Origin of the sequence: Streptomyces sp. NPDC046712 (assembly GCF_040645695.1) — a bacterium.
Lineage (GTDB): Bacteria > Actinomycetota > Actinomycetes > Streptomycetales > Streptomycetaceae > Streptomyces.
Genome location: NZ_JBEYYW010000026.1, coordinates 67,108 through 92,905, shown reverse-complemented (window position 1 = coordinate 92,905; position 25,798 = coordinate 67,108). Strand labels below are relative to the sequence as shown.

Here is a 25,798-nt window from a genome sequence, read left to right as displayed (position 1 = left end):
GGATCAGGCGTCCTTCTTCAGGTCGAAGTGCCAGATGCCGGTCAGCTTCTTGCCGTCGGTCTCCACGATGGTGACCTGTGTCTTGTCGGTGGCCTCGCCGGTCTGCGTGGAGAAGAAGGCGCTGGCCGGGATGGTCCGGTACGTCTTCTTGTACGGCTCCGGCTCGGCCTGCTGGCCACCGAGGAAGATGGTCCAGCCGTTCTCGGCGATCTCGGGGTCGACGCCGAAGCGGATCTTGTCGTCCGCGGAGACCGTGATGGTCTTCTCGGCCTTCTTGTTGAGGCACTGCTGGATCTGCGACTCCTTGATGGCGTCGCCGTCGTTGTAGCAGGCGGCCTCGGAGTGGATCGACTTGGTCCCGACCGTCAGGGTCGCGAGCGGAGTCGGCTTGTCGCAGGCGGAGAGTACGAGGAGCCCGGCGGAGACGGCCCCGAGGGCGACGGCGGCCCGGCGGCGCGAGCCGGTGAAGAACGCAACGGTCATGGCCCGAAGGCTATCGGGCGTGTCGAGCTGCGCCACGCGGGGGTGCGGCGCGCCGCGTTTTCCCCCGATGTCCGCCCAGCCGCCCCGCCCCCCTCTCCGCGCGCCCACGTCCCCCGGAGAGACCCGGGGCTACTCCGGGTGGTTGGCGGGGAGGGGATTGCGGGTGGTGGCCAGGAGGCCCCGGACCGCCAGGAGCGCGCCCAGGCCCAGGATCGCCGCCGCCACCGACATGCCCACCCGGCCGCTCAGCGGGAGCGAGATGCCGATCGCGCCGCCCACCACCCAGGACATCTGCAGCAGCGTCTCCGAGCGGGCGAACGCCGATGTACGCACCACCTCCGGCACGTCCCGCTGGATCAGCGCGTCCAGCGACAGCTTCGACAGCGCCTGCGTCAGACCCGCCACCGCGCCCAGCACCGCCACCATCACCCCGCCGAAGAACACCGCCGTGAGAATCGCCACCGCGCACACCGTCATGATCATCGTGGCGATGATCACTTCCGGCGCGTGGCCGCGCTCCTTCAGGAGCGAGCCGACCGCCGTCCCGCAGGCGTTCCCGACGCCCGCCGCGATCGCCACCATCGCCAGCGATACCGCCGCGCTCTGCCCCGACAGCGGATGCTCGCGCAGCAGGAACGCCAGGAAGAAGATCAGGAACCCCGACAGCATCCGCTGCGCCGCGTTCGCCTGCAGCCCGTGCAGCACCGCCGGACCCACCGTCCGCAGGCTCGGCTTCTCCTCGCCGTGCGTCAGCAGGTGCGCCCGCCGCTCGCCCTTGGCCGAGTCGACCTTGTGCGGCATCCGGAACGCCCAGTACCCGCCCAGCAGGAACAGCGCACACGCCCCGTACAGCGGGTACTGCGGCCCGATCTGCTGCAGCCCCGCACCGATCGGCGCCGCGATCCCGGTCGCGAGCAGGCCCGCCAGGGTGACCCGGGAGTTCGCCTTGACCAGGGAGAAGCCGTGCGGAAGCAGCCGTGGCACGACCGCGCTGCGCACCACTCCGTACGCCTTCGAGGCCACGAGCACGCCCAGCGCCGCCGGATAGAGCTGCAGGCCCCCGGTCGCGACCGCGCCCGACATGGTGATCGCGAGGACCGCGCGGGTCAGCATCGCCCCGGCCATCGCCGCCCGCCGCCCGTGCGGGATGCGGTCCAGGAGCGGGCCGACCACGGGGGCGAGGAGCGTGAACGGGAGCATCGTGATCGCCAGGTAGAGCGCGACCCGGCCGCGCGCCTCGTCCGTCGGCACGGAGAAGAAGACCGTGGACGCGAGCGCGACGGTGATCATGACGTCGCCGGCGCCGTTCACGGCGTGCAGCTCGATCAGCCTTCCCAGGCCCGACTCGCCCGCGCCGTGCGCGTGCGTCGCCTTCCGGATCCCCTTCGCCGTACCGGTGAACGGCAGGTGAAGGGCGCGCCCGACCGCCCGGCCCGCTCGGCTGAGCGGCCCGGCATGATCGTGGGATCGTGCGGACGACCGTGCGGCTGCCACTCCGTCATAGTGCCCCACGCCCGTCCCGTACGAACCGTGGCACGGCGGACCACCGGTCCACGATCCGGGCCACTTGGGGCGGGCAGGTGGGCGGCGGGCGGCGGAGGGGGTAGCGTGCGTAGCGCGCCACCGGCGGAAGTTCTCGGCCGCGCGCCTCTTCGGCATCCCGCAGAATGGATGACGATAGGTGTGCCCGAGACACGCGAGACATGTCGGGTGCGGACGTCGATGCGGCCCCCTGGTCCGCTCCGCCCGCCGCCCGTAGCTTCGCTCCCGCTCCTCGGCCCGGCGCACCCGTGAGACGGCGTAGGAGAGAAGCGAGACCTGTGAGTGCTGCGACGACGCGAAGCCGTACCCCGCGTACCACGCGTACCCCCGACCGCCTGTGCGCCGAGGCGGTAGACCTGGCGCGGGCGGCCGCCGAGGAGGCTGCCGCACCCGGGATCGTCGGGGCGCACGTGGAGGCCGTCGCCGAGGGTGACCGGGTGGTCACGCACTTCTTCGAGTCCGGGGAGCTCGGCTACCGCGGCTGGCGCTGGGCCGTGACGGTCACGCGCGCCTCGCGGGCCAAGAACGTCACCCTCGACGAAACCGTCCTCCTGCCCGGCTCCGACGCCCTCCTCGCTCCGGAGTGGGTGCCGTGGAGCGAGCGGCTGCGGCCGGGCGACATGGGGCCGGGGGACCTGCTGCCGACGGAGCAGGACGACCTGAGGCTCGAACCCGGGTACACCGGGGAGGACGCGCCGCCGCCGAACTCCGCGGTCTCGGAGGAGATGGCGGACCATCTCGACGTCGAGGACGCCGAGATCGTCTCCCGTACGCCGTCCCGGGGTGCGATCGCCTCGGTCGCCGAGGAGCTCGGCATGCGGCGGGCGCGGGTCCTCTCGCGGTACGGGCTGCATGTGGCGGCGGACCGCTGGGACGAGTCGTTCGGGGCGAAGACGCCGATGGCGCAGGCCGCGCCGGCGTCGTGCGAGTCCTGCGCCTTCCTGGTGCCGCTGGCCGGCTCGCTGAAGCAGGCGTTCGGGGTGTGCGCGAACGAGTTCTCGCCGGCGGACGGGCGGGTCGTGTCCCTGTCGTACGGCTGCGGCGGGCACTCGGAGGCGGCGGTCATGCCGAAGCCTCCGCGGCCGGCGCCGCCGGTGCTCGACTCGATGGGGGCGGACGAGTTTCCGCTGCGGCCGGCGAAGGACTCGGGCTCGACGACGGAACCGGACGGCACGTCGGAGGACCTGGGCCACTCCTAGGCATGCCTGGGGGTCCTCGGGCCCCGTCCCGCCGTGGCGGTGCCCACCCATGACCCGCTGGGTTGTGGGCAGGCGTTCCGCGGGGCGGAACGGGTGGGCACAACCCAAGACGGCGCCGCACCGGTGGTGACCGTACGGACCGGGGGCCTGGGCCCGGCAGGGGCGCCGTCCCGTGTGCCCACCCGTCCCGCCCCAGCGGGACGGTTGCCCACACGGAGGTGGCGGTGCGCCGTCCCGTGAGCCACCCGTCCCCGCCCAGCGGGACGATTGCCCACACGGGGGGCGGGGAACCCGGACGATTGCCCACCAGGGGTAGGCGGCGCGGCGCGGGGGAGTCGCAGGTCGCGGTACCTTCGGGCCCCGGCACAATCCCGCCCCGCAGAGTGGAGTCAGACGTGAGCGTCAGCGTCAGGACGTCGACCGACGGAGCCGACCCCTTCGGTACCGCACGGCTGCGGAGAGGCGTGCTCGATTCCTGGGGAGCCGGGCCCGCCCGGTTCCGGGAGGACGCCAACGCCGAGGAGGACCTCGCCCTCGGCGGCTACCGCGACCGTCTCGTCGTCGAACTCGCCCAGAACGCCGCCGACGCCGCCCGCCGCGCCGGCGTCACCGGCCGCCTCCGGCTCACCCTGCACCCCGCGGGCCCCGACGCCCCCGCCGTCCTGGCCGCCGCCAACACCGGCGCCCCGCTGGACGCCACCGGCGTCGAGTCGCTCTCCACGCTCCGCGCCTCCGCCAAGCGGGGCGAGCACGACACCCACGCCGTCGGCCGCTTCGGCGTCGGCTTCGCCGCCGTCCTCGCCGTCTCCGACGAGCCCGCGGTCCTCGGCCGTCACGGCGGTGTCCGCTGGTCCCTCGCCGAGGCCCGCGAGCTGGCCGCCGAGACCGCCCGGCACAGCCCCGGCCTCGGGGACGAACTGCGCCGCCGCGACGGCCACGTACCGCTGCTGCGCCTCCCGCTGCCCGCCGAGGGCACCGCACCCGAGGGCTACGACACCGTCGTCGTGCTCCCGCTGCGCGACTCCGCCGCCGTCGACCTCGCCGAGCGGCTCCTCGCCTCCATCGACGACGCCCTGCTCCTCACCCTCCCCGGCCTCGCCGAGATCGCGGTCGAGACCTCGGACGGCGTACGGACGCTGCACCGCTCCGAGGAGGACGGCTACGTCCACATCGCCGACTCCGCGACCGGCACCCACCGCTGGCGGACCGTCAGCCACGGCGGCCCCCTCGACCCCGCGCTCCTCAAGGACCGGCCCGTCGAGGAACGGCTGCGCCCGCACTGGTCGGTGACCTGGGCCGTACCCGTCGACGGCGAGGGCGCGCCGCTGTACCCCCGTACCGCCCCCGTCGTCCACGCCCCCACCCCCACCGACGAACCGCTCGGCCTGCCCGCCCTGCTGATCGCCTCCCTTCCGCTCGACACCACCCGCCGCCACCCGGCGCCAGGACCGCTCACCGACTTCCTGGTCGGGCGGGCGGCCGAGGCGTACGCCGAGCTCCTCGCGGACTGGCAGCCGGTGACGGTCGACACGATCGACCTGGTGCCCGGACCGCTCGGCAAGGGCGCCCTCGACGGCGCCCTGCGCGCCGCGATCCTGGAACGCCTGCCCCGCGTGGCCTTCCTGGCCCCCGAGGCGCCGTCCGAGGACGTGCCCGCGCTGAGGCCCGTGGAGGCGGAGGTGGTGGAGGGCGCCGGCGCCGAGACCGTCGCCGTCCTGGCGGAGGTCTTCCCGACCCTGCTGCCCGCGGGGCTCGAGCGGCGGCCCGAGCTGCGCACGCTGGGGATCGGACGGGTGCCGCTGACGGAGGCGATCGACCGGCTCGCCGGGGTGGACCGGGCGCCGTCGTGGTGGTGGCGCCTCTACGACTCGCTGGCCGGTGTGGACCCGGACCGGCTGACGGGCCTGCCGGTCCCGCTGGCGGGCGGGGAGGTGGAGCGGCCGTACGACGAAGCTCCCGACGAGGACCGCGAGGAGCGGGAAGAGCAGCAGCCCGGCTCCCGGATCCGGACCACCATCGGCCCCCGGCACGTCCTGCTTCCCCAGGACCGCACCCCCGCCGACCTGACCCGGCTCGGTCTGAAGGTCGCCCACCCGGACGCCGCCCACCCCCTCCTGGAGAAGCTGGGCGCCCTGCCCGCCACGCCCCGTTCCGTGCTCACGACACCCCAGGTCAGGGCGGCCGTCGCCGGCTCCCTCGACGTGGGGGAGATCTGGGACGAGGACGCGGACACACTGGACGCCGACGAGCTCGCCGAGACCGTCCTCGCGCTCGTCCGGGACGCGGAGCTGGAGCCCGGCGAGGAGCCGTGGCTCGGTGCGCTGGCCCTGCCGGACGAGGACGGGGAGCTCGCGCCCGCCGGTGAACTGGTCCTGCCCGGCAGCGCCTTCGCCGCCGTGATGCGCCAGGACGAGCTGGCGCTCTGCGACGCCGAACTGGCCGAGCGGTGGGGCGAGCAGCCGCTCGCCGCCTGCGGGGTGCTCGCCAACTTCGCCCTGGTCCGGGCCACCGACCTCGTCCTCGACCCGGACGAACTGGAGCCCCGCGAAGGGGACTTCGCCGAGCCCGACGACGCCGGTCTGCTCGACGCGGTCGACGTGTGGTGCGAGGACGTCCTCGACCGGCTGCCGGAGGCCCCGGTGCCGCCGGTGGCGACGGAGATCGTCGCCGTACGGGATCTGGACCTGGTCGACGACGACGCCTGGCCGCAGGCGCTCGCCCTGCTCGCGCAGCCGCCGCTGCGGGACGCGCTCACCCAGCCCGTACGGGTCCTGATGCCGGACGGCACGACGGAGACCGTACGGTCGTACACCGCCTGGTGGCTCCGCGACCACCCGGTCCTCGACGGCCGCCGCCCGGCCGGTCTGCGGGCCGCCGGGACGGACCCGCTGCTCATCGGCCTGTACGACTCCGCCGACGCGACCGGCTTCGAGGACGAGCAGGTCCTGCGGGCCCTCGGCGTCCGCACCTCGGTCTCCGCGCTCCTCGACGAGCCGGGCGGTGCGGCCGAACTCCTCGCCCGTCTCGCGTCCCCCGAGCGCGAGGTGACCGGCGCCCAGCTGCACGCCCTGTACACCGCACTCGCCGACCTGGACCCCGAGCAGGTCACCCTCCCCGACGAGCTGCGCGCGGTCGTGAACGGCGAACTCCTCGTGGTCGACGCCGCGGAGGCGCTGGTCGCGGACGCCCCCGACCTCCTGCCGCTGGCCGGCGGGCTGCCGCTGCTGCCGGTCTCCCCGTCGCGGGCGGCCGATCTGGCGGAGCTGTTCCAGGTGCGCCGGCTGAGCGAGTCCGTCGAGGCCGAGGTCACCACGGTCGGCGAGGAGCACGACGTGCCGTCCTCGGTCCACGCCCTTCTCGGCCCGGCGACGCCGGACTCGTACGTCGAGCACGAGGAGCTCCGCGCCGCGGGCGTCGAACTCGACTGGCGCCGCACCCCCGACGGCACGATCCACGCCGCCACCCTGGAGGGCGTGGCCGCCGGCCTGGCCTGGGCGGCGGGCCAATGGCCCCGCCGCTTCGAGGTCGCGGCCCTCCTGGAGGACCCGTCGAGGACGGCGGAACTGGCCCGGGACCGGTGGTTCGACTGAGCAGGCCGGCCCTTACGTGAGACTGGTACGGTATTCCCGTACGAGTATTGCGGTACGACTGGCTCATGGTTCGGATGGAGGGTCACACCGTGTCGATCTCGGCGAACGAGGCCCGGCAGCGCTTCTACCCGCTGATCCGGAAGGTCAACGAGGACCACGAACCCATAGAGGTCACCTCTCGCGAGCACGGCGACATCGTCATCATGTCCGCCGAGGATTTCCGGTCCTGGCAGGAGACGGTCTATCTCCTGCGCTCGCCGCGTAACGCGCAGATCCTCATGGAGTCCATCGCCGAGTTGGAGGCCGGCCAGGGGGAGGCCAGGGAGCTGATCGACACGGACGGCGCCGAGGGGTCCGCAGCGTGAAGGTCGTCTTCTCCAGCCGGGCGTGGGACCAGTACACGTACTGGGCGACGGCCGATCCGAAGATCCTCAAGCGGATCAACCGACTGATCAAGGAGATCCAGCGAACGCCGTTCGAGGGGGCCGGTAAACCGGAGCCGCTCAAGGAGAACCTCTCGGGCTGGTGGTCCCGGCGGATCACCGACGAGCACCGCCTCGTGTATCGCGTGAAGGACGAGGCCGTGCAGATCGCCCAGGCCCGGTACCACTACTGACACGCTGCCCGAAACGGCCCGCTGCGGCTCACGCCGGGAACCGGTGGTCCACCCACCGCCAGGCGAACTCCAGCAGGACCGCCCCCGCCGCCGCGATCGCGACCGCCGTCCAGGGCAGCGTGACGCCCACCAGCTTCAGGGCGAAGAAGTCCTGAAGCCATGGGACGACGAGGACCAGGAGGAAGGCGCCGCCCATGGTCGCCACCAGGGCGATGCGCCACCAGGTGTAGGGGCGGGCGACGATCGCCAGGACCCACATGGAGACCAGGAAGAGGGTCAGGGTGGCGGCGCTCGTCTCGGCGTCGAGGGCGCCAGGGCCGCTGTAGTGGGAGCGGGCGATGAGGTACGTGGCGAAGGTGGCCGCCGCCGCGACGATGCCGCCCGGGATCGCGTACCGCATCACCCGTTTCACGAAGTTCGGCTTCGCGCGCTCCTTGTTGGGGGCGAGGGCGAGGAAGAAGGCGGGGACGCCGATGGTGAGGGTGGACAGCAGGGTCAGGTGCCTCGGCAGGAAGGGGTACTCGACCTGGGAGCAGACCACCAGGATGGCCAGCAGCACCGAGTAGACCGTCTTCGTCAGGAAGAGGGTGGCGACCCGGGTGATGTTGCCGATGACCCGGCGGCCCTCGGCTACCACCGACGGCAGGGTGGCGAAGGAGTTGTTGAGGAGGACGATCTGGGCGACGGCCCGGGTCGCCTCGGAGCCCGAGCCCATGGAGACGCCGATATCGGCGTCCTTGAGTGCCAGGACGTCGTTGACGCCGTCGCCGGTCATGGCGACCGTGTGGCCGTGGGACTGGAGCGCGCCCACCATGTCCCGCTTCTGCTGCGGGGTGACGCGGCCGAAGACCGCGTTCCGGTCCAGTTCGTCGGCCATCGCGGCCTGCTCGGCGGGCAGGTGGCGGGCGTCGACGGTGTTCTCGGCGCCGGGCAGACCGAGCTTTCCGGCCACGGCTCCGACGGAGACCGCGTTGTCGCCGGAGATGACCTTGGCGGCCACGTTCTGGTCGGCGAAGTAGGCGAGGGTGTCCGAGGCGTCCGGCCGGAGCCGTTGTTCGAGGACGACGAGGGCGGTGGGGCGGGCGTCGTGGGCGGCGTCGGGGGCGTCCAGTTCGCGTCCGCGAGCGGTGCGGGCGAGGAGGAGGACCCGGAGCCCCTGCTCGTTGAGGTGGTCGATCTCGGTGAGCGTCGGGTCGTCGGCCTTCAGGAGGACGTCGGGGGCGCCGAGCAGCCAGGCGGAGCTCTCGCCGTTGCCCTCGCTGAAGGCCGCGCCGCTGTACTTGCGGGCGGAGGAGAAGGGCAGCGACTCGGTGCAGCGCCAGTCGTCCGAGTCGGGGTAGGCGTCGATGATGGCCTGGAGCGAGGCGTTGGGGTGCGGGTCGGACTCGCCGAGGGCGCCCAGGACCTTCCGTACGTACTCCTCCTTCGACCCGCTCCGCTTCGCTCCGCCCCCGCCCGTGACATCGCCGTCGGCGGAGTTCAGGAGCCGGAGCTCGGTGACGTCCATGCCGCCCTCGGTCAGCGTGCCCGTCTTGTCGAGGCAGACCACGTCGACCCGGGCCAGGCCCTCGATGGCCGGCAGCTCCTGCACGAGGCACTGCTTGCGGCCGAGGCGGATCACGCCGATCGCGAAGGCGACGGAGGTGAGGAGGACGAGCCCCTCGGGGATCATCGGGACGATGCCACCGACGGTCCGGGCGATGGAGTCCTTGAAGTTGGTGTCCTTGACGACGAGCTGGCTGATGACGAGGCCGATCGCGGTCGGGACCATCATCCACGTCACGTACTTGAGGATCGTGGAGATGCCGGAGCGCAGCTCGGAGTGGACGAGGGTGAAGCGGGACGCCTCCTCGGCGAGCTGGGCGGCGTACGCCTCGCGCCCGACCTTGGTGGCGGTGAACGCGCCGCCGCCCGCGACCACGAACGAGCCCGACATCATCCTGTCGCCGGGCTTCTTGACCACCGGGTCGGCCTCGCCGGTCAGCAGCGACTCGTCGATCTCCAGGCTGTCGGCCTCGGCGACCTCGCCGTCGACGACGACCTTGTCGCCGGGTCCGAGTTCGATGAGGTCGCCGAGGACGATCTCGGAGGTGGAGACCGCGGCGGAGGCCCCGTCCCGGCGGACCGTCGGTTTCGCCTCGCCGATGACGGCGAGTCCGTCGAGGGTCTTCTTGGCGCGCAGCTCCTGGATGATGCCGATGCCGGTGTTGGCGATGATCACGAAGCCGAAGAGGCTGTCCTGGATCGGCGCGACGAGGAGCATGATCACCCAGAGCACGCCGATGATCGCGTTGAAGCGGGTGAAGACGTTGCCGCGGACGATGTCCGTGGTGGAGCGCGAGCTGCGGACGGGTACGTCGTTGACCTCGCCGCGGGCGACGCGTTCGGCGACCTCGGCCGAGGTCAGTCCGGCGACGCGGTGCACGACGCGGGGTTCGTTCGCCGCGATCCCGCTGCCGCCCGTGTCGATCTTCGACCGCTGAGTCATGTTTTCGACGGTACGACCGGAAGGGCGCGTTCACCCGCCGAGAAGACCGAAGATCAGACCGCGGGAGGACGGAAATGGTCCCGCGGTACTACGGAGTGCCCCGCGGTACTACGGAGTGTCCCGCGGTTCTACGGAGTGGGCGAGGCGTCCTTCGCGGCTTCGTGCCGCTTGATCGCGGCGTCGCGCTTGCGTACGTACCAGATGCCGATCAGGCCGAGGCCGGCTCCGGCCAGGCAGGTCCACACCCACCAGGCCAGGTCGCGGTCGTCGAACCAGCCGTAGAAGGGGACCTGGACGAGGAAGAGTACGAACCAGAGGATCGTGCCGCCGGTGATGGTGGCGACGACGGGCCCCTCCAGGGGCTCGGGTGCCTCGTGCTTGGGGGTCCACTTCGCCATGCGGTCAGTCTAGGCGGCCCGAAATGACATCTACGCGCGGAGATGGACTCCCCTTCGCTCATGTGTTCATACTGAAACGGTTTGCCTCTGGCGGGTTTCTCTCGTATGAACCGCCAAATTGGACGCCCGAAGAGGAACCCCCCATGAGCACCACGGCCACCGCCAAGGCCACCGCACCCGAGCCCGTGAGCCCCCAGGGCCCGGCCTCCGCCCTCGACCGCTTCTTCAAGATCTCCGAGCGCGGCTCCACCGTCGCCCGCGAGGTCCGCGGCGGCTTCGCCACCTTCTTCGCGATGGCCTACATCATCGTGCTGAACCCGATCATCCTCGGCAGCGCCAAGGACATGTACGGGCACCAGCTCGACGGCGGCCAGCTGGTCACCGCGACCGTGCTCACCGCGGCGTTCTCGACGCTCCTCATGGGTGTCATCGGCAACGTCCCGATCGCCCTCGCGGCCGGCCTCGGCGTGAACACCGTCGTCGCCCTCCAGCTCGCGCCGAAGATGTCCTGGCCGGACGCCATGGGCATGGTCGTCCTCGCCGGCATCGTCGTGATGCTGCTCGTGGCGACGGGCCTGCGCGAGCGCGTCATGAACGCCGTCCCGGTCGGCCTGCGCAAGGGCATCGCGATCGGCATCGGCCTGTTCATCATGCTCATCGGCCTCGTCGACTCGGGCTTCGTCTCCCGTATCCCCGACGCCGCGCACACCACCGTTCCGCTCCAGCTCGGCGGCGACGGTCACCTCACCGGCTGGCCGGTCCTGGTCTTCGTCCTCGGCACGCTGCTCACCCTCGCGCTGATCATCCGCAAGGTGCCGGGCGCGATCCTCATCTCCATCGTCGTGATGACGATCGTCGCGATGGTGATCAACGCCGTCGCCACCGTTCCGTCCTGGGGTCTGACCACTCCGACCTGGCCGGGCAACCCGGTGGCCTCGCCCGACTTCGGTCTTGTCGGCGAGGTGAGCCTGTTCGGCGGCTTCGAGAAGGTCGGGATGCTGACCGGCGTCCTGTTCGTCTTCACCGTGCTGCTGTCCTGCTTCTTCGACGCGATGGGCACCATCCTCGGCGTCGGCGACGAGGCGAAGCTGATCGACAAGGACGGCAACTTCCCCGGTATCAACAAGGTGCTGCTCGTGGACGGCCTGGCCGTCGCCTCCGGCGGCGCGACCTCGTCCTCCGCCACGACCTGCTTCGTGGAGTCCACGGCGGGCGTCGGCGAGGGGGCCCGTACCGGCCTCGCGTCGGTGGTCACCGGTGGTCTGTTCTCCGTGGCGCTGTTCCTCACGCCGCTCGCCACGATGGTCCCGTCCCAGGCCGCCACGCCCGCGCTGCTCGCGGTCGGCTTCCTGATCCTTGCCGGTTCGATCAAGGAGATCGACTGGAGCGACTTCACCATCGCGGTGCCGGCGTTCCTGGCGATGGTGATGATGCCGTTCACGTACTCGATCACGAACGGCATCGGCATCGGCTTCATCGCCTTCAGCGTGCTGCGGCTCGCCACCGGCCGGGGCCGCGAGGTCCCGGTGGCCATGTATGTCGTGTCGGCGGTGTTCGTCTTCTACTACGCGATGCCGGCGCTCGGCCTCACGTGATCCTGGGGTCCGGGTGACCCGTAGAACTTCTCCGTCTCGTCGACGGCGGTCTTGAACCGTTCGTCGAAGTCCTCGCGAATGAGCGTCCGGGCCACATAGTCCTGGACGCTCATTCCGCGTTTTGCGGCGTGGCTCCTGAGCCGGTCGAGCAGCTCACCGTCGATGCGCAGGCTGAGCACTGTCGATCCCATGCCCGTCAGGGTCGCGGCAGGAACGGGCCCCGTGCGTCACTTTCCGGATCCATCTCACTCGTTTGGGTGACAGATTCGGTCACGGGTATTCCAGATGGTATTTAGACTGGGTAATGAGTTATGCTAACGAACATGCCTGACCTGTCCCATGGCACCGCCGACGACGTGGCCGCCGTGAACGCGCTCCGCTCCGCCGTCATGCGATTGAGCCGACGCCTCAAGCACCAGCGCGTCGACGAGTCGCTGAGCCCGACCGAGATGTCGGTGCTCGGCACCCTGGCACTCTGCGGCTCCGCCACCCCCGGTGAGCTGGCCCGCAAGGAGCACGTCCAGCCGCCGTCGATGACCCGCATCGTCGCGCTGCTCGAGGCCAAGGGACTGGTCCGGCTGGAGCCTCATCCCGACGACCGCCGGCAGAAGGTCGTCAGTCAGACCGAGCGGGCCGAGGCCATGCTCGAGGAGTCCCGCCGCAAGCGGAACGCCTGGCTGGCCTCCCTCGCCGAGGGTCTGGACGAGGACGAATGGGCCAAGCTGCGCGCGGCCGCCCCCGTCCTGGAGAAGCTCGCCCACCTCTAGACCCCGACGCCGAGGAGGCGACGCACTTTGAGTACGGGACCCGGAGCAGACTCCGCACCCGTCCATCAACCCGATACCCACACCCCCGGGCGAGGCGGCACGTTCTCCTCGCTCAGGATCCGGAACTACCGGCTGTTCTTCACCGGTGCCATCGTCTCGAACACCGGCACCTGGATGGCCCGGATCACCCAGGACTGGCTGGTCCTGAGCCTCACCGGATCCGCCGCCGCCGTCGGCATCACCACGGCGCTGCAGTTCCTGCCGATGCTGCTCTTCGGTCTGTACGGCGGTGTCATCGCCGACCGCTACCCGAAGCGGCGCATCCTGCTGATCAGCCAGGCCGCGCTCGGCCTGTGCGGGCTCGCGCTCGCCGTCCTCACGCTCTCCGGCCACATCCAGGTCTGGCACGTCTACCTGGTCGCCTTCCTGCTCGGCATGGTCACGGTCGTCGACAACCCGACCCGGCAGTCCTTCGTCTCCGAGATGGTCGGCCCCGACCAGCTGCGCAACGCCGTCTCGCTGAACTCCGCGAACTTCCAGTCCGCCCGGCTCGTCGGCCCGGCGGTCGCCGGTCTGCTGATCGCCACCGTCGGCAGCGGCTGGTCGTTCCTGCTCAACGGCCTGTTCTTCCTCGCCCCGCTGGCCGGACTGCTGCTGATGCGCCCCGCCGAGTTCCACAAGGTGGAGCGCGCGCCGCGGGGCAAGGGACAGCTGCGGGAGGGCCTGCGGTACGTGGCCGGGCGACCGGACCTGATCTGGCCGATCGTCCTCGTGGGCTTCGTCGGCACCTTCGGGTTCAACTTCCCGATCTGGCTCACGGCCTTCGCCGACGACATCTTCCACGTGGGCGCGGGGACGTACGGCTTCCTGAACACGCTCATGGCTGCCGGGTCGCTCGCGGGCGCCCTCTTCGCCGCCCGCCGGGGCAGCACGCGGCTGCGGGCGCTGGTCGTCGCGGCGGTGGTCTTCGGCGTGCTGGAGATCGCGGCGGCGCTCTCCCCGTCCTTCTGGCTCTTCGCGCTGCTGCTCGTCCCGATCGGCATGTTCGGCCTCACGGTCAACATCACCGCCAACTCGGCCGTCCAGCTGGCGACGGACCCGGTCATGCGAGGCCGTGTGATGAGCCTCTACATGATGGTCTTCGCCGGCGGCACACCGATCGGGGCGCCGCTGCTCGGCTGGATCACGGACACGTACGGCCCGCGGATCGGCTTCGCCACGGGCGGTCTCGTCTCCCTGGTGGCGGCGGGCGTCGTCGGCCTGGTCCTGGCGAGGGTCGGCGGACTGAAGATGTCCTTCACCTGGCACCACGGCCACCCGCAGGTCCGCTTCGTCGCCCGCGACCGCCTGGCGGCGGCGGCGTAGCCGGTGAGGGGGCGGGGACACGCCCCCTCACCCGTCAGACCCGGCGCTCCAGGACCTGGCCCGGCCAGTCGGCGACCGTGAAGGGGTCCGTGCGTGTGAAGCCCTGGCGCTCGTAGTACGCCACCAGGCGGCCCTCGCTGCCCGCGAAGCAGTCGACGCGCAGGAGTGAGATGCCCTGGCGGCGGGTCTCCTCCACCGCGTGGGCGAGCAGCGCCGCGCCCACGCCACGGCCGTGGAAGCGCGCGTCCGTCGCCAGGATGTGGACGTAGACCTCGGGCTCGTCCGCCGGGGCCACGTACGGCGCCGGGCGCGGGGTCAGGGTGACCGTGCCGGCCGGAACGCCGTCGATCTCCGCGATCCACGGCGTGCCCTCGGCCACGATCTCCTCGACCCGGCTCACCGCCTTCGCGCGGGCGGACCAGGGCTCGGTGCCCCACTGGTCCGTGATCCCCTTGCCGTTGAGCCAGACGACGGCGCTGTCGAGCATCGCGAGTATCGCGGGGACGTCGTCCGCCCCGCCCTTCCTGATCGTGATCTCCATCCGGCCCACGGTAGTCACTGACACACTCTGCGTATGAGGCTTTTCGCTGCCGTAGTACCGCCCCAGGAGCAGCTGACCGAGCTCGCCCACGTCGTCGACCGCCTCGCGCACCTCCCCGGTGCCGGGCAGCTGCGCTGGACCTCCCGGCCCGGCTGGCACTTCACGCTCGCCTTCATGGGCGAGGTCGGCGACGAGCTGCTCCCCGACCTCCGCGAGCGGCTCGCCCGGGCCGCCCACCGCACGCCGCCGTTCGGTCTGCGGCTGCACGGCGGCGGGCACTTCGGCCGGGCGGTGCTGTGGACGGGGGCGGCCGGGGACCTCGACGAGATGCGCCTGCTCGCCGAGCGCTCCGACGCGGCCGCCCGCCGGGCCGGCGTGGCGATGGACGAGCACCGCCGCTACCAGGCGCACCTGACGATCGGCCGCTCCCGCGACGGCATCGACCTGCGCCCCTTCGTGGACGCCCTCGCCGACTTCGAGGGCACCCGCTGGCAGGTCCCCGAGCTGGCGCTCGTCCGCAGCAACCTCCCGGGCGGCGGTGTGCCGGGGGCTCAGCCGCGGTACGAGACGGTCGGCGCATGGCCGCTGGGAGGGGCGGGTTAACCTCGAAGGGTGGACCCGAAGACCCGAAACCGGATCATGGCCGGTGTGCTTGTACTGATGTTCGCGATCATCGCGGTGGCCTCCGTGGTCGGTCAGTAACCCCGTCGCCTCGCCCGCCCGTCACTCCGGAGTGACGGGCGCCCGCGATGCCGCCGTCCACGTCACTCCGGAGTGACGTACGCGCCCGCGATGCCGCCGTCCACCAGGAAGTCCGAGGCCGTGACGAACGAGGAGTCGTCGCTGGCCAGGAAGGCGGCCGCGGCGGCGATCTCCTCCGGCTCGGCGAACCGGCCGGTGGGGATGTGCACCAGACGGCGGGCGGCGCGCGCCGGGTCCTTGGCGAACAGCTCCTGAAGCAGCGGAGTGTTCACCGGCCCCGGGCAGAGCGCGTTCACGCGGATGCCCTCGCGCGCGAACTGGACGCCCAGCTCCCGCGTCATGGCCAGCACGCCGCCCTTGGACGCGGTGTACGAGATCTGCGAGGTCGCGGCGCCCATCAGGGCCACGAACGAGGCCGTGTTGATGATGGACCCCTTGCCCTGGCGCTGCATGTAGGGGATCACGTACTTGCAGCACAGGAAGACCGACGTGAGGTTGGTCTCCTGGACGCGGCGCCAGGCGTCGAGGCCGGTGGTGAGGATCGAGTCGTCCTCCGGGGGCGAGATGCCCGCGTTGTTGAAGGCGATGTCGATGCGGCCGTACGCCTGGAACGCCTCCTCGTACATGCGGCGCACGTCGGCCTCGTCCGTGACGTCCGTCCGGACGAACAGGCCGCCGGTCTCGTCGGCCGCGGCCTGGCCGGCGACGGGGTCGACGTCGGCGACGACGATCTTCGCGCCCTCGGCGGCCATCCGGCGGACGGTGGCGAGGCCGATGCCGCTGCCCGCTCCGGTCACTACCGCGACCCGGTCCTGAAGTCGGAGGCTTACGTTCATGGTGGCGATGTCCGTTCCTTCGTGTGTGTACGAGGCGTGTGTGTACGAGGCGTTCGTACGGGTGATCAGAGGCGTTCGAAGCCGCGGCGCAGTTCCCAGTCGGTGACCGCCCGCTCGTAGGCGGCGAGCTCGACGCGCGCGTTGTTGGCGTAGTGGGCCACGACCTCAGGGCCGAAGACCCGGGCGGCCAGCGCGCTGTTCTCCCACAGCTCCAGCGCCTCCCGCAGGTCGCGGGGTGCGCGCGGGGCGTCCACGGCGTCGTAGGCGTTGCCTTCGTGGACGGGCTCCAGGGGCAGCTCGCGGTCGATGCCGTCCAGTCCGGCGGCGATGAGGGCGGCCACCGCGAGGTAGGGGTTGACGTCGCCGCCCGGGAGCCGGTTCTCCACCCGCAGCGAGGGGCCGTGGCCGACCAGGCGCAGCGCGCAGGTCCGGTTGTCCACCCCCCACTTGACGGTGGTGGGGGCGAAGCTGCCGGGGACGAAGCGCTTGTACGAGTTGATGTTCGGCGCGTAGAAGAGCGTCAGCTCGCGCAGGGCGGCCAGCTGACCGGCCAGGAAGTGCTCGCCCAGCCGGGAGAGGCCCCCGGGTCCGTCGCCGGCCAGCACCGGCGTGCCGTCCTCGGCGCGCACGGAGATGTGGATGTGGCAGGAGTTGCCCTCGCGCTCGTTGGGCTTGGCCATGAACGTGAGGCTCTGGCCCGCCTGCGCGGCGATCTCCTTCGCGCCCGTCTTGTAGACCGCGTGGTTGTCGCAGGTCGTCAGGGCCGTGTCGTAGCGGAAGACGATCTCGTGCTGACCGAGGTTGCACTCGCCCTTCGCGGACTCCACGTACATGCCGGCGGCCGTCATCGACGTGCGGATGCGGCGCAGCAGCGGCTCGACCCGGGAGGTGCCGAGGACCGAGTAGTCCACGTTGTACTGGTTGGCGGGTTCCAGGTCGCGGTAGTTCTTCCGCCACGCCTGCTCGTAGGTGTCCTCGTACACGACGAACTCGAGCTCGGTGCCGACCATCGCCCGCCAGCCGCGGGCGGCGAGCCGGTCGGTCTGGGCCCGGAGGATCTGGCGGGGCGAGGCGGCGACGGGCTCGCCGCCCTCCCACCGCAGGTCGGCGAGGACGAGCGCGGAGCCCTCGTGCCAGGGCAGCAGCCGCAGGGTCGCGAGGTCCGGTACGAGGACGAAGTCCCCGTAGCCGCGGTCCCAGGACGACATGGCGTAGCCGTCGGCCGGGTTCATCTCGACGTCCACGGCAAGCAGGTAGTTGCAGCCCTCGGTGTGCCCCTCGGCGACCTCGTCGAGGAAGTACTCGGCGGACAGCCGCTTGCCCTGGAGCCGCCCCTGCATGTCGGTGAAGGCGAGGACGACCGTGTCGATCTCCTCGGCCGCCACCCGCTCGCGGAGCTCGTCGAGGGTGAGCAGCCCTTTGCGCTTGGTCATGATCTACTCCACGGTTCGGTGGGCTGGGAGAGGGCTCAGAGGGTGTACGCGCGGGTGGCGAGGGTGACTCCGGACGCGTCGCCGGACCACGTCACCGTCGCCGGGCGCGGGACGCGCAGCGCCTCGGCGGGCAGGGTCGGGGTCTGGGCCACCACCCGCAGCGGCAGCGGTCCTTCGCCGCGTACGCGCAGGGTGAGTTCGGTGCCCTCTGTGCCGGGCGCGGCCATGATGAAGCCCCATCCCCACGCGCCGGCCTCGGTGCTGCGGTTGCGGCCGCCCGGAAGGTCGGTCGCGCCGTGCCGGGCGCCGACGATCTCGGCCCGCTCGGTGTCGGCGTACAGCATCAGCTGGGTGGGCGCGCCGCCCTGCGACCCGAGGTGCAGGGTGAGGGTGCGTACCCCGTCCGCCCGTCGGTCCTCGCGGACCTTCAGGGTCGGCAGCGGCACGGCCGCGGTGGGGGCCGGGCCGACCCTGAAGGTGTCGGGTTCGGTCAGCGGCGGGAAGCGGCGGGCGAGGCCGGACGCGTCGGAGGTGACGTACCGGGCGACCCACGGGTCGGGGTTCCGGCCGTCGCTCAGCCACTGGGCCGTGCCCGCGTCGGCGTCCACCGCGTACATCAGGCTGACGTGGGCGGGGTGTCGGGCGTCGGTCCGGTCGGTGACCGCTCCGGTGGCGAGGACGGCCGTGCCGAGGAGCGCGGCCGCGCAGACGACGGCCAGGATGCGCCGGCCCGGCAGGACCGGGGTCGCCGGGACGACCAGCGGGGCGGCGACCAGGACGACGACGGCCAGCGGCACCGAGGCGTACACCAGGCCCACCGTCGTGAACAGCATGAGCACGATCGGGGTGAGCAGCGCGGCGGCGGGGACCGCGGCGAGCGCCGCGCAGGCGCCGCGCCACGGTGAACGGCCGGGCAGCCGGGCCGCGATCGCCAGACCCGCAGCGCCGGTCAGCGCGGGCCAGGCGAAGAGGTAGGAGGCACCGGGGAAGACCAGCGCGGTGACGACGGTGAGCAGCGTCAGGACGGCGGTGACACCGGCGGCCAGTTCGAGGCCGGTACGGGGCGTGCGCGCAGGGCGGTTCGCGGGCTTGGCGCGGTGCGGCCGGACGCGGCGCAGGAACGCCGTCCACGCCCAGGTCAGCGCTACGGCCACGACGGTCAGGCCGAGGGCGGGCAGCTCCGGCCGATACGGGTCGCCCAGCATGAGGCCCCGGTAGTCCGGGCGGATCAGGGTGAGCAGCTCCCAGCCGAGCCAGCCGGTGGCGGCCGCCCCGAGCAGCGGCAGCGGCAGGCCGGCGGCCACCGCGCCGACGGCCCGCAGCCGGATCGCGCCGCGCCGGCGGGCGAACCACAGGGCGGCGGCGAGTGCGAGCGCGGTCGCCGCGGCGAGCGGCAGGACCAGCGCGGCCGGGTAGTACAGCAGGAGGCCGAAGAGGGTGAAGTACGTGGCGTCGGTGTGCCCGGCCACCTTCCCGAGGTCGCTCGCGGCGAGCGCGCGGGCCGAGGACAGGGCGGCGGAGCCCATGTCCTGCAGGCTGGAGCGGTCGATGTTCGCCAGGTTGTCCTGCGGGGTGTGGTAGTTCGCGGAGCCGCCCAGCACCGCGAAGTTGAGGCCGGTCAGGCCGGTGCGGCGGAGCTCGGAGAGGTCGGTGTCCTGGGCGAGCAGGCGGTAGATCTCGTACGAGAACGAGGTGGCGACCGGCGGCACGTCGGCCAGCGTCGGGACCAGGGCGCTGTTGTGCGCGCCGGTCTCGAACATCACCACGCGCCCGGACGTGCCGCGCGCCTCCAGGTTGATCACCACCGTGCGGTCGGGGTCGGAGACCCCGGCCGCGGTGAAGGCCCGGGCGCCCATCAGGCCCGGCTCCTCGCCGTCGGTGAAGAGGAAGGTGATGTCGTTGCGCTGGGCGGGTCCTGAGGTCAGCGCACGGGCGGACTCCAGGAGGGAGGACACCCCGAGTCCGTCGTCGGAGGCGCCGGGGCCGATCTCGACGGAGTCGTAGTGCGCCACGAGGAGCACGCGGCCCGTGGGGTTCGTGCCCGGCAGGGTGGCGCTGATGTTCTGGACGTGGGCGGAGAGTGCGGCGCCCGAGCCGGTGTCCGTGCTGACCGCGCTGTCGACGCGGGGGGTGAGCCCGAGGGCGCGGAGTTCGGCGACGATCCGGTCGCGGACCTTGTCGTGTTCGGGGGTGCCGATGGGGTGGGGGTTGTCGGAGAGCGCGCTGAGCTTCGCGTGGGCGCGGTCGGCCGAGAAGGCGCTCGCGGGGGCGTCGGCGGGGAGCGGGGCGGGGCCGGCGACGGTGGTCCAGGCGCTGACGGCGGCGGCCGCGGCGGCCAGGGCGACGACGAGGGCCTGGGCGCGGTGGCGCGGGCGCAGCCATCGTCGCGAGGACGCTGCGGCGGGGGGCGAGGGTGCGGGGACTTCGGGCGCGGACGGCGTGTCGGGGGCTGCGTCGGGGGTCGCGTCGGACGCCGTGTCGGACGCCGCCTCGGAGGCTGCGTCGGGCGCCGTGTCGGACGGCGTGCTGGACGCCGCCTCGGATGCCGGCTCGGGCGAGCCGTTCTCCTTGTCCTCGATGTCCAGGCTCTTCGGCGGCAGCATCACCAGCGCCACCACCGTCACGGCGGTCATCAGGACCGCCGACATCAGGAACGGGGCGCGCAGGCCGAACTGGTCGGCGACCACGCCGCCGACCAGGCCGCCGACCGGGGACACGCCGTTGACGACGAGCCGGTAGGCACCGTTGACCCGGCCGAACAGCTGGGTGGGGACGAGGACCTGGCGCAGCGAGATGGTGACGACGTTCGCCAGCGAGATGGCGGCGCCGACGAGGCTCAGCGTGCCCGCGGCGAGGAACGGGTTGTCGGTGAGGCCGGGGACGAGGAAGGCCGGCGGGCAGAGCGCGAACGCCAGCTGAAGAGTGCGGCCGCGGCCGATCCGCTTCACCACGAGCGGCGCGACGAGCAGGCCGACGAGTCCGCCCACCGCGACGAGGACCATGAGCAGCCCGTACGCGTTCTCGCCGATCCCAAGGGTCTCCAGGGCGTACAGGACGGCGATGGACAGCACGGCCAGGATCGAGAAGTTCAGGGTGCCGATCAGCACACAGACCGTGCGCAGCGTGCGGTGGCCGCGCAGCCAGCGGATGCCCTCGGCCGTCTGCTCGCGCAGTCGGCGGGGCGTCATCCGCTCGGTGGCCGGGGCGGCCGCGACGGTGGCCGTCTCGGCCCCGCGCGATCGGCGGACGGAGAGGATCAGCAGCGCCGAGAGACCGAAGGAGATCGTGTCCAGGGCGAAGGGGAGCGCGTGGGAGGTGGAGAACAGGAACGCGCCGAGGGGCGCCCCGAGGAACTCCGTGGTGACGAACTGCCCGCCCATCAGACGGCTGTTGGCGGAGTCCAGCGAGGCGCCGCCGGTCACATCGGGCACCACCGCCTGGGACAGGTTCTCCGCGAGCGTCTCGATCGAGCTGAGGACGAACGCGGTGACCGCGAGGACGGCGATGCCCACCTGCCCGGTGAACGCGAGCAGGGCGAACAGGCCGATGACCGCGGCCCGCGCGAGGTCGCAGAGCCACAGCGCCCGCCACCGGTCGACGGAGTCGGCCAGCGTCCCGGCGAAGGGCCCCACGAACAGCCAGGGCAGCCGCGAGGCCACCGTCACCAGCGCCACGAGGAACGGGTCCTCGGTGAGCGCGGCGGCGAAGACCGCGAACGCGGTGATCCGGATGCCGTCGCCGAGTCCGGAGAGCGTGGTGGCGCTCCACAGGCGGCGGAAGCCGGCGGCGAATCCGCCGCGGTCCGCGGCCGCCGGCGCCATGGTCTGCGTCGCCACGGTCGTGCCTTTCTGTCAGGTCGGGGTGGGGTGAGGTGCGGCCGGCATGGATCGGGTTCCCGTGCGGGTGGCGGCCGGTCGGCGTCGGTCGCGGTGGGGCGGGCGTAACGCCCGGGCGTACGGCCCGGGCGTTCGGACCCGGGAACGGGCAGCCGCGGTCAGGCGCGCAGGCCCGCGTCCACCTCGGCGGCGGACATCCGCTGGACCTTCAGGACCAGGTCGGCCACCCGGTCGATGTCGATGCCGGCCTCCGCGCCCTGCGCGCGGACCAGGTCGGCGAGGGCCGCCACGGTCGGCGCCTCGATGAAGAAGTGCAGCGGCAGTTCGATCCGGAACAGCTGCCGGATGTTGGAGACGACCAGCGTCGCGAGCAGCGAGTGGCCGCCCAGGGTGAAGAAGTCGTCGTGCACACCGATGCCGGGGACCCCGAGCGCCTGCTCCCACACACCGGCGAGGACCCGCTGGACGTCGTCGGAGGGCGCCACGTGCTCGGCGCCGGTCGCGGGGCCGCCCGCGCCGGGCAGCGGCAGCGCCGCGCGGTCGACCTTGCCGTTCGGGGTCAGCGGGAAGACGTCGAGGACGGTGTACGAGGCCGGGATCATCGGGGTCGGGACGATCCGGCCCAGGTGGCGGCGGAGCGCGTCGGCGCCCGGCACGGTCGTGCCCTCGACGGCGGTGACGTACGCGGCGAGGCTCAGATCGCCCTGACGGTCGGGCAGGGCGAGGACGGTGGCCTCGGCGACCGACGGGTGCGTGCGCAGCGCCGTCTCCACCTCGGCGGGCTCCACCCGGTAGCCGCGGATCTTGACCTGGTGGTCGAGCCGGCCGAGGAACTCCAGCGTGCCGTCCGCCTTCCAGCGGGCCCGGTCGCCGGTGCGGTACAGCCGCTCGCCGGGTGCGAAGGGGTGGGGCACGTAGCGCTCGGCGGTCTGCCCGGGGCGGTCGAGGTAGCCGCGGGCCAACTGCACGCCGCCGATGAGGAGTTCACCGGCGACGCCGATCGGCTGGATGCGGCCGAGGTCGTCGAGGACGTACAGCTTCACGCCCGCGATCGGCGAGCCGATCGGCACCGGCTGGGGGACCGGTACCGGCACGCGGTGCATGGCGACGTCGATGGTGGACTCGGTGGGGCCGTAGCAGTTGTAGAGGTCGGCGTGCGGGGCGAGTTCGAGGAAGCGGCCGGCGAGTTCGGCGGTCAGCTCCTCGCCGCCGCTCTGCGCGATGCGCAGGGTGCGCGCGGCCTCGGCGAAGCCGGGCTCGGCGACCACCGGGCGGAGCGTGGAGGGGACGAAGTCGGTGGCGGTGACCCCGTGCCGGACCAGCACCTCGTGGACGTAGCGGGCGTCGGTGTTGCGGCGGGGGAGGGCCATGACCTGGCGGGCGCCGCTCAGCGGCGGCACCAGGATCTCCCACAGGGAGGGGTCGGCGGTGATCGGCGTCTTGTGCAGGACGGTGTCGTCCGGTCCGAACCCGAGCGAGTCGATCATCTCGCGCACCCGGTTGGAGATCGCGCGGTGCGGGACGACGACGCCCTTGGGCTGCCCGGTGGAGCCCGAGGTGTAGAGGACGTACGCGGCGTTGTCCGGGGTCAGCGCGAGGCTCGGCCGGTCGGCCGGACGCACGGAGAGCTCGGCGTCGAGGGTGTCGAGGGCGACGGTCTCCACGGCGGTGTCCCGGCCGGGCGGGGTGACGGCCGGGATCCGGCCGGCCAGCTCGGCGAGGGTCAGCACCCGCACCGTACGGGCGTCACGGATCAGCTGCTCGTGGCGCTCGGCCGGGTGGTCCGGCTCCAGCGGGACGTACACGGCGCCGGCCTTGAACACACCGAACAGGGCGACCATGAAGTCGAGTCCGCGCGGCAGGCACAGGCCCACCCGGTCCTCGGTGCGGACCCCCGTGTCCCGCAGCCAGTGCGCCAGCCGGCTGGAGCGCTCGTCCAGTTCGCGGAAGGTCAGGGAGGGGGAGGGGACGGCGTCGTCGCCGGAGTCGGCGATGACGGCCACCGCGTCGGGGGTGGCGGCGACCTGGTCGGCGAACCAGTCGGTGAGCAGCCGGGGCGGGCAGGCGGCGGAGGCCGGGCCGCTCATGGCCAGGAGCCGCTCGCGCTGGTCCTCGGACATCACCGGGAGCCGGCGCACGTCCGTGGAGCCGTCGGCGGCGACCGCCGCCAGGACCGTCTCGACGGCCTCGCCGATCCGGGCGGCCGTCTCGGCGTCGTAGAGGTCGAGGGCGTAGCCGAGCCAGCCGGACAGGCCGCCGTCGGGGGTCGGCGAGAACTCCAGAGTCAGGTCGAGGTCGGCGCCGGCGCTGGTGGTGTCGTCGATGTCCACCTCGACGCCGGGCAGCCGCAGTTCGCCGAAGGGCACGTTCCGCAGGGCGAGCAGGGTGTGCAGCAGCGCGCCGCCCCGGCCCGCCGCCTGGTCACCGCCGACCGCCTGCGCGATCCGCTCGTACGGGACGTCCTGGTGGCTCATGGCGGCCACGGTGCGGTCGCCCGCCTGGCGCAGCAGCGCGCGGAACGGCGCGGCGCCGTCCACGTCGAGGCGCAGCGGCAGGGTGTTGACGAAGAAGCCGACGAGGCGCTCCAGTTCGGGGCGCGAACGGCCCGCGACAGGGGTGCCGACGACCAGGTCCCGCTGGCCGGACCAGCGGTGCAGGACCACCGCGTAGGCGGCGAGCAGGACGCTGAACAGGGTGGTCTGCTCGGACTTGCCGAGCGCGGTGAGGCGCTCCGTCAGCTCGGGGGAGAGCCGCAGCGGTACGGCCCCGCCCCGGTACGAGGGCTCGGTGGGCCGGGTCCGGTCGCCGGGCAGGTGCAGTTCGGCGGCGCCCTCCAGGGCCTCGCGCCAGTACGCGAGGTGTCCGGCCGCCGCCTCGCCGTCGGCGCGCTCACGCTGCCAGGCGGCGAAGTCGGCGTACTGCACGGGCAGTTCGGGAAGTTCTGCGGCACGGTTCTCGACGGCCGCGGTGTACGCCTCCATCAGCTCGTCGACCAGGACGCCGAGGGACCAGCCGTCGACCGCGATGTGGTGCACGCACAGGGCGAACACCCAGGACCGGGTCCCCTGGGACTCCTCGCCGACCCGCCAGAGGCCCGCGCGCAGCAGACCGGGCGCGGCGAGGTCGAACGGCCGGGTGGTGAGCTCCGCCACGAGGGCGTCCACGTCGCCGGCCGCGGCCTGCGCGGCCACGAGGTCGACCGGGACCTCGCCCGGGGCGTGGACGACCTGCGTCAGACCCTGGTCGGGGGTGAGCTCGAAGCCGGTGCGCAGCGCCTCGTGTCGGTCGACGACGGTCCCCAGGGCCGTGCGCAGGGCCTCCTCGTCCAGCGCGCCGCGCAGCCGCAGCACGATGGGCAGCAGGTAGGTGACGGCGTCGGGCGCCAGCTCGTGCTGGAAGTACAGCCGCTCCTGGCCCTGGGACGCGCGGTGGCGGCTGACGCCGGGTGTGCGCGGCAGCCGGGGGACGGCGTCCTGCCGAGCCCGCCCCTGGGCGAGCCGCAGGCTGAGCAGGGCGCGCCGCTCAGGGGACAGCTCGCTGATCGCGCGGTTCAACTCGGACATCGGTCGGTCACTCCTGGGGCGTCATGGTCGGAGGGGGGCTGCCGGAGGGGAGAGGTCGGCTCAGAGAAGGTCGAAGTCGACGATCAGCACGTCACGGTGGGCGGGCTGCGTGGGGTCCACCGGCTGCAGCGCGGTGACGTCGTGCAGGACGCGCCGGTCGTCCACGAGGAGCTGGTCGCCCGGCTCGGCGAGGGTCACGGCAAGGAGCTGCTCGCCGTCCTCGCTGTAGAGGGAGGACTCGCCGCCGCTGACGTTGTGCCGGTTGACCAGCAGCGAGGTGACGAAGGTGGACCCGTCGCGGTGCCTGCCCTGCGGGGCGGGCTTGCCGACCTGGCCTGGGCTGGTCACGATGCGGAACGGGTGCAGCTTCACGTCCCATGTGCCGACGCCCTCGGCCGCGGTGAAGATCCGGCCGAGCGTGAGCACCGTCGCCCGCGTCAGCGGGTCGGCGAGGAACTCCTCGGTGAGCGGGTCGAAGTGGCGCTGCTGGCCGCCGTTGAGCGGGTTGACCGTGAGGTCCTGCGCGTAGGGGGCGTGCGGCTGGGCCGTCAGCGTGCCGGTCGTCGCGTCCAGGTGGAAGTGGCCGTAACGGCGGTAGCGGTAGGTGCCGTTGTCGCGCATGTAGCGGTCGACGGTGAGATCGTCCCAGTGCCGGGCGAAGCGCGCCCAGTCCTCGGCGCCGGCGCCGACGAGCTCGGACAGCGGGGCGGCGGCCAGCAGGTGGTGCCCCTGGGCGGACAGGTCGTGCGCCGCCCGGGACTCGGCGGCGGCAAGCGTGGTCGGGGCGAACGCGTCGGACACGGTGGGCTGCCTCTCACTGGATCGGGAGCACGGTCCGTCCGTA

At 72.7% G+C, this 25,798-nt stretch carries 19 protein-coding genes; 8 read left to right on the top strand and 11 right to left on the bottom strand.

What is annotated here, in order from left to right; all coding sequences use genetic code 11:
- Positions 1 to 3: 3 nt before the first annotated feature.
- Together ABZ939_RS28730 and ABZ939_RS28725 are read right to left on the bottom strand one after the other, a co-directional pair.
- Entirely contained in the window at positions 4 to 483 is a 480-nt protein-coding gene (locus ABZ939_RS28730) for a DUF2771 domain-containing protein (RefSeq protein WP_361861254.1), read from the bottom strand.
- A 129-nt stretch (positions 484 to 612) separates the two neighbouring features.
- Positions 613 to 1,977, bottom strand: a complete 1,365-nt coding sequence (locus ABZ939_RS28725) for an MFS transporter (protein ID WP_361861251.1) — start codon at positions 1,975 to 1,977, stop codon at positions 613 to 615.
- Between the two features lie 326 nt (positions 1,978 to 2,303).
- Between ABZ939_RS28725 and ABZ939_RS28720 the strand changes: the two genes are divergently transcribed.
- The 4 genes from ABZ939_RS28720 (at position 2,304) to ABZ939_RS28705 (ending at position 7,430) form a co-directional block, all read left to right on the top strand.
- Complete coding sequence (locus ABZ939_RS28720) at positions 2,304 to 3,224, top strand: DUF3027 domain-containing protein (RefSeq protein ID WP_361861248.1); 921 nt, start codon at positions 2,304 to 2,306, stop codon at positions 3,222 to 3,224.
- A gap of 383 nt (positions 3,225 to 3,607) precedes the next feature.
- Positions 3,608 to 6,814: a molecular chaperone Hsp90 gene (locus ABZ939_RS28715; protein ID WP_361861245.1), complete on the top strand. Its 3,207-nt coding sequence runs from the start codon at positions 3,608 to 3,610 to the stop codon at positions 6,812 to 6,814.
- An 89-nt stretch (positions 6,815 to 6,903) separates the two neighbouring features.
- Positions 6,904 to 7,179, top strand: a complete 276-nt coding sequence (locus tag ABZ939_RS28710) for a type II toxin-antitoxin system prevent-host-death family antitoxin (RefSeq protein ID WP_361861323.1) — start codon at positions 6,904 to 6,906, stop codon at positions 7,177 to 7,179.
- Positions 7,176 to 7,430 carry a Txe/YoeB family addiction module toxin gene (locus ABZ939_RS28705; RefSeq protein WP_361861242.1) on the top strand — a complete coding sequence of 85 codons (255 nt, stop codon included), beginning with the start codon at positions 7,176 to 7,178 and terminating at the stop codon, positions 7,428 to 7,430. The genes ABZ939_RS28710 and ABZ939_RS28705 overlap by 4 nt, the downstream gene beginning before the upstream one ends.
- Positions 7,431 to 7,458: 28 nt before the next feature.
- Here the strand turns inward: ABZ939_RS28705 and ABZ939_RS28700 are convergent, their stop codons facing one another.
- Positions 7,459 to 9,918, bottom strand: coding sequence for an HAD-IC family P-type ATPase (locus ABZ939_RS28700; RefSeq protein ID WP_361861239.1), 2,460 nt, complete (start codon positions 9,916 to 9,918; stop codon positions 7,459 to 7,461).
- A gap of 128 nt (positions 9,919 to 10,046) precedes the next feature.
- The gene (locus ABZ939_RS28695; RefSeq protein ID WP_361861236.1) at positions 10,047 to 10,316 is read right to left on the bottom strand and encodes a DUF2530 domain-containing protein; all 270 of its coding nucleotides are present in this window, start codon (positions 10,314 to 10,316) and stop codon (positions 10,047 to 10,049) included.
- 143 nt (positions 10,317 to 10,459) lie between these two features.
- On the opposite strand from ABZ939_RS28695, the gene ABZ939_RS28690 reads away from it, so the two are divergent.
- Positions 10,460 to 11,911, top strand: a complete 1,452-nt coding sequence (locus ABZ939_RS28690) for an NCS2 family permease (RefSeq protein ID WP_361861233.1) — start codon at positions 10,460 to 10,462, stop codon at positions 11,909 to 11,911.
- Here the strand turns inward: ABZ939_RS28690 and ABZ939_RS28685 are convergent.
- Positions 11,881 to 12,102, bottom strand: a complete 222-nt coding sequence (locus ABZ939_RS28685) for a hypothetical protein (RefSeq protein WP_361861230.1) — start codon at positions 12,100 to 12,102, stop codon at positions 11,881 to 11,883. The genes ABZ939_RS28690 and ABZ939_RS28685 overlap by 31 nt on opposite strands.
- 132 nt (positions 12,103 to 12,234) lie before the next feature.
- Between ABZ939_RS28685 and ABZ939_RS28680 the strand changes: the two genes are divergently transcribed.
- Entirely contained in the window at positions 12,235 to 12,678 is a 444-nt protein-coding gene (locus ABZ939_RS28680) for a MarR family transcriptional regulator (RefSeq protein ID WP_361861227.1), read from the top strand.
- A 27-nt stretch (positions 12,679 to 12,705) separates the two neighbouring features.
- Positions 12,706 to 14,043: an MFS transporter gene (locus tag ABZ939_RS28675; protein WP_361861224.1), complete on the top strand. Its 1,338-nt coding sequence runs from the start codon at positions 12,706 to 12,708 to the stop codon at positions 14,041 to 14,043.
- A 34-nt stretch (positions 14,044 to 14,077) separates the two neighbouring features.
- Here ABZ939_RS28675 and ABZ939_RS28670 read toward each other — a convergent pair whose 3' ends face one another.
- The gene (locus ABZ939_RS28670) at positions 14,078 to 14,584 is read right to left on the bottom strand and encodes a GNAT family N-acetyltransferase (RefSeq protein ID WP_361861221.1); all 507 of its coding nucleotides are present in this window, start codon (positions 14,582 to 14,584) and stop codon (positions 14,078 to 14,080) included.
- 33 nt (positions 14,585 to 14,617) lie between these two features.
- On the opposite strand from ABZ939_RS28670, the gene thpR reads away from it, so the two are divergent.
- Positions 14,618 to 15,187, top strand: a complete 570-nt coding sequence (gene thpR, locus ABZ939_RS28665) for an RNA 2',3'-cyclic phosphodiesterase (RefSeq protein ID WP_361861218.1) — start codon at positions 14,618 to 14,620, stop codon at positions 15,185 to 15,187.
- A gap of 161 nt (positions 15,188 to 15,348) precedes the next feature.
- Here thpR and ABZ939_RS28660 read toward each other — a convergent pair whose 3' ends face one another.
- The 5 genes from ABZ939_RS28660 to ABZ939_RS28640 form a co-directional block, all read right to left on the bottom strand.
- Complete coding sequence (locus tag ABZ939_RS28660) at positions 15,349 to 16,122, bottom strand: 3-oxoacyl-ACP reductase (RefSeq protein ID WP_361861215.1); 774 nt, start codon at positions 16,120 to 16,122, stop codon at positions 15,349 to 15,351.
- 65 nt (positions 16,123 to 16,187) lie between these two features.
- The gene (locus tag ABZ939_RS28655) at positions 16,188 to 17,555 is read right to left on the bottom strand and encodes a glutamine synthetase family protein (protein ID WP_361861212.1); all 1,368 of its coding nucleotides are present in this window, start codon (positions 17,553 to 17,555) and stop codon (positions 16,188 to 16,190) included.
- A 35-nt stretch (positions 17,556 to 17,590) separates the two neighbouring features.
- A complete protein-coding gene (locus ABZ939_RS28650) occupies positions 17,591 to 21,391 on the bottom strand; it encodes an MFS transporter (protein WP_361861209.1) in 3,801 nt (1,266 codons plus the stop codon).
- Positions 21,392 to 21,549: 158 nt separating this feature from the next.
- A complete protein-coding gene (locus tag ABZ939_RS28645) occupies positions 21,550 to 24,954 on the bottom strand; it encodes an amino acid adenylation domain-containing protein (RefSeq protein WP_361861206.1) in 3,405 nt (1,134 codons plus the stop codon).
- A 60-nt stretch (positions 24,955 to 25,014) separates the two neighbouring features.
- Entirely contained in the window at positions 25,015 to 25,755 is a 741-nt protein-coding gene (locus ABZ939_RS28640) for a 2OG-Fe dioxygenase family protein (protein ID WP_361861203.1), read from the bottom strand.
- Positions 25,756 to 25,798: the final 43 nt, after the last annotated feature.